This is a genomic window from Pseudomonas sp. 24 E 13 (assembly GCF_900004715.1).
Lineage (GTDB): Bacteria > Pseudomonadota > Gammaproteobacteria > Pseudomonadales > Pseudomonadaceae > Aquipseudomonas > Aquipseudomonas orientalis_A.
Genome location: NZ_CVTO01000037.1, coordinates 1 through 4,310, shown reverse-complemented (window position 1 = coordinate 4,310; position 4,310 = coordinate 1). Strand labels below are relative to the sequence as shown.

Annotated in this window: 4 protein-coding genes; 2 read left to right on the top strand and 2 right to left on the bottom strand. The window is 60.6% G+C overall.

Annotated elements, in window-relative coordinates; translation table 11 throughout:
• On the bottom strand, window positions 1-1,040 hold a 1,040-nt coding region (mhpT, locus tag BFP90_RS01590), incomplete at its 3' end, for a 3-(3-hydroxy-phenyl)propionate transporter MhpT (protein WP_065895795.1).
• Between the two features lie 309 nt (window positions 1,041-1,349).
• Between mhpT and BFP90_RS01585 the strand changes: the two genes are divergently transcribed.
• A complete protein-coding gene (locus tag BFP90_RS01585; RefSeq protein ID WP_065895794.1) occupies window positions 1,350-2,675 on the top strand; it encodes an OprD family porin in 1,326 nt (441 codons plus the stop codon).
• 5 nt (window positions 2,676-2,680) lie between these two features.
• On the opposite strand, the gene BFP90_RS01580 is transcribed toward BFP90_RS01585, so the two are convergent.
• Complete coding sequence (locus BFP90_RS01580) at window positions 2,681-3,169, bottom strand: MarR family winged helix-turn-helix transcriptional regulator (protein ID WP_065893279.1); 489 nt, start codon at window positions 3,167-3,169, stop codon at window positions 2,681-2,683.
• A 213-nt stretch (window positions 3,170-3,382) separates the two neighbouring features.
• Here BFP90_RS01580 and BFP90_RS01575 point away from each other — a divergent pair, with 213 nt between their 5' ends.
• Entirely contained in the window at window positions 3,383-4,213 is an 831-nt protein-coding gene (locus tag BFP90_RS01575) for a p-hydroxycinnamoyl CoA hydratase/lyase (RefSeq protein ID WP_010567568.1), read from the top strand.
• Window positions 4,214-4,310: the final 97 nt, after the last annotated feature.

The following is a 4,310-nucleotide window of genomic DNA, read 5'->3' as shown; positions in this document are numbered from 1 at the left end:
CCGACAGCCACGGCGGCACCGACGCCGGTGGCACGCACCGAGGTCGGATACGAGGGCGGTGCAGAGGCGTACAGCACCAACTGCGCAGCCATCACGAACAAGCCGGCGGCAAAACCAGCGATGGCCATGGGCACGATGCCCACCGACAACCCGACCCCGGCCAATGCCGCCAGCAACCCGGCATACACCGACAACACCACGTTGACGGCATTGCAGCGGTCCAGCAGCACGCCGCCGAGCAGCGAACCCAAGGCGCCGCCGATATTGAAGAGCATCTGCACCATGCCCGCCTGGGGTTTGCTGAAACCCTGTTCCAGCAACAGCGACGGCAGCCAGTTCAGCAGCATGTACATCACGGTCAAGGTGAAGAAGTAGCTGAGCCACAAGGCCAGGGTGGTGCGGGCGCGACCCTCGCCGAACAGTGCCTGGCCGGTGGAGGGGCGGGCGCCGTGGGGGGTGTCGCGCTGTTGGCGAAAGGCGCTGGACTCAGGCAGCAGCAGGATCATCAACGGTACGGCCAGCAAGGGCGCCAGGCCGCCAATGATAAACGTGGTCTGCCAGTGCTCACTGGAAAACATCGCCACCACTGCGGCCAATGCACCCCCCAGCGGCACCCCGCAGTACATCACGCTGATGGCCGTGCCACGGTTGCGCTCGCTCACCGCTTCGGCGCACAGCGCGATCAGGTTGGGCAGCGCGGCGCCCAGGCCCAGGCCGGTAAGAAAACGCACCAGCAACAAGCTTGAGTAGCTCTCGACAAATGCGGTGCTCAGGGAAAACAGCCCGAACAGCAGCACGGCGCTGACCAGGATTTTCTTGCGCCCGATCCGGTCGGCAACCCAGCCGCCGAAGAACGCCCCCGGCAGCAAGCCGATGATGCCGACGCTGAACACCCAGCCGAGCATCTTCGGGTCCAGGGCGAAGGTTTGACGCAACCCGGCGGCGGCGGTGCCGGCGGCTTGCAGATCGAACCCTTCGATCAGCGCAACGATAAAGCACAACGCAATAGTCAGCGTCGAACGACGCGATGAACTGTCCATGGCAAACCTCATTGTTGTTGTTTTTGTTGGCGTGGCGAGCTTGAGTGGCTGCTGAGGATTAAGATAACAAATATAACTAAAAAATGAATAGTGGAATAAATGACTCAAAAAGCAAGAATAAAATCATAAAATTCAATGTATTGAGATATTGATCCATGGTTGGCTAAAAAATAGATAGCTTTATTAATGTTCGATTATCGGTCGGTTGCGGTTGACGAGTCACCTCGGCTGTTTCCATTCTTGGCTCGCGAGGCTGACAGGGCCGAGCGTGTGCCAACCCAAAAACAACAACAAAAATGGACATCGAACATGCCAGAACTCCCTATGGAGGACGCCGTTGCAGCGGCGTCCGTCTCCTGTGCGTCGAACACCACTCCACGCCGGCTGCTGGCCTTGCTGGCCTTGAGCGTGTTGCCCGGTTCGCTGTGGGCTGCAGGCTTTATCGACGACAGCCACGGCACCCTGACCTTGCGCAATTACTACCTGGACCGTGACTACAAGGACGACGGTGCGAAGACCGCCGCGCGGGAATGGGCCCAGGCGTTCATCCTCAACCTGGAATCGGGTTACACCCCTGGCCCGGTAGGCTTTGGCCTGGATGTACGCGGGTTGATGGGGGTCAAGCTCGACTCTTCGCCGGACCGCAGCGGTACCGAGTTGTTGCCGGTGTCGGCCAGCGACAAGCGCGCCGCCGACGAGTACTCGCGCCTGGCCCCAACCGCCAAGCTGCGGTTCGCCCAAACCACGGTCAAGGCCGGCGATGTGTCGATCTTCCTGCCGTTTGCCTTTGCCAGTCCGTCGCGGCTGCTGCCGCAAACCTTTCGCGGCACCACCTTGAGCTCCAAGGACATCAATGGCCTGACCCTCAACACGGGCTATATCGACCGCATCAACAAACGCGACTCCACCGACTACCAGGCCATGACGATCGCCTCGCCCAACCGGCGCTTCAACGCCACCGCCACCACCTCGCACCTGGCTTACGTCGGCGGTGATTACCAGGTCAACAAAGACCTCAGCCTGCGGGTCTATCACTCGCAGATCGCGGACCTCTACCAGCAGGACACCCTGGCGCTGCTGCATAACTTGCCGGTGGGTGATGGCGTGCTCACCAGCGACCTGCGCAGTTTTTTCAGCCGTGAGGATGGCAGTGCCAAGGCGGGCAGGGTGGATAACCGCAACCTCTCGGCGTTGTTTGGCTATCGCCTGGGCGGCCATCGCGTCAGCCTTGGCTACATGCACTCAAGCGGGGAGACGGCCACGCCCTATATCTCGGGAACGGAGTTGATGGGCATGAGCGAACTGACCATGAGTTCGGACTTTCTCAACGCCAAGGAGCGCACCTGGCAAGCCATCTACGACTATGACTTCGCGGCATCGGGAGTGCCTGGGCTGAAGACGCGGCTGCGCTACGTGCGTGGCGACCACATCGAACTGGCCGCTTTCAACGCCGAGGATCGCAAGGAGCGCGAGTTCCAGATGGAACTGGGGTATGTGATCCAGAGCGGCCCGCTGAAGAACGTCGGGTTCATGGCGCGAAAGTCGATCTACCGCAATGACTTCCCGAGCGGCGCGGCCTTTCGCGATGAAAACCAGACCCGTTTTCTGGTGCTCTACACCGTGGCGCTCTGGTAGGCCGATCAGTCCTGGTAGACCTTCTTCAGCAAGCGCAGCAGCTCTTCACGCTCCTGGCCGTCGAGGGCGGCGGTGGCGTCGAGGTCACTCTGTGCGGCGATTGCCTTGAGTTCCTTGAGCAGGGTTTCGCCGGTCTTGCTGAGGAAGATCCCGTAGGAGCGTTTGTCCGGCTTGCAGCGTACCCGCACGGCCAGCGCGCGGCTTTCCAGCTTGTTCAGCAACGGCACCACCTGGGGCGGCTCGATTGCCAGGGCGCGCGCCAGGTCGGCCTGCATCAGCCCGGGGTTCTGCTCGATGATCGCCAGGGCCGAGAATTGCGCCGGGCGCAGGTCGTGGTCCGACAACCGGCCGATCAGGTTCTGGAACAGCTTGAGCTGGGCGCGGCGCATGGCGTAGCCGATCAGATCGTCCAGGGCTGAATCCAGCGGCGGCCGTACCTCGTCGTTGTCGGGCAGGGCCTGGCTGGCGGCGGCGATGTTGGAAGGCTTGGCCATTGGCAGTGCAATCCTCAAAAGGTGCAGGTTAATAAGACTATCTAGTTTGCCGGTGTTGGCGCGCTATGGCTACGCCGGGTTTTCACAGCGTCAGCTACGCGTGGGTTTTAAGCAGAAAAAATATTGGTTATTAAGATTAATAGTTAATTGACATAACTATATTTGCGGTTTAATTTCGAATCATCTTCACACCCAGAACAAGAGCGTACCGCCATGAGCAATTACGAAGGCCGTTGGACCACAGTCAAGGTTGAGATCGAAGAAGGCATCGCCTGGGTCATTCTTAATCGTCCGGAAAAACGCAACGCCATGAGCCCCACCCTGAACCGGGAAATGATCGACGTGCTGGAAACCCTCGAGCAGGACCCTGCCGCCGGCGTGCTGGTTCTCACCGGTGCGGGCGAAGCCTGGACGGCGGGCATGGACCTCAAGGAATACTTTCGCGAGGTGGATGCCGGCCCGGAAATCCTCCAGGAAAAAATCCGCCGCGAAGCCTCGCAATGGCAGTGGAAACTGCTGCGCATGTACGCCAAGCCGACCATCGCTATGGTCAATGGCTGGTGCTTCGGCGGTGGCTTCAGCCCGCTGGTGGCGTGCGACTTGGCGATCTGCGCCGACGAAGCGACCTTCGGCCTCTCGGAAATCAACTGGGGCATCCCGCCAGGCAACCTGGTGAGCAAGGCCATGGCCGACACCGTGGGCCATCGCCAATCGCTGTACTACATCATGACCGGCAAGACCTTCGGCGGGCAGAAAGCCGCCGAAATGGGCCTGGTCAACGAAAGCGTGCCCCTGGCTCAACTGCGCGAAGTGACCATCGAACTGGCGCGTAACCTGCTGGAGAAAAACCCGGTGGTGCTGCGTGCCGCCAAGCATGGCTTCAAGCGCTGCCGCGAGCTGACCTGGGAGCAGAACGAGGATTACCTCTACGCCAAGCTCGATCAGTCGCGCCTGCTCGACACCGAAGGCGGTCGCGAGCAGGGCATGAAACAGTTCCTCGACGACAAGAGCATCAAGCCTGGCCTGCAGGCGTATAAACGCTGAAGGGCGCGGCCGCCTGGCCGCGCCGTTGTACCCTGCTTGAACGTATTCCCGATAAAGACAATAAAGAGGAATCACCATGCTGGACGTGCCCCTGTTG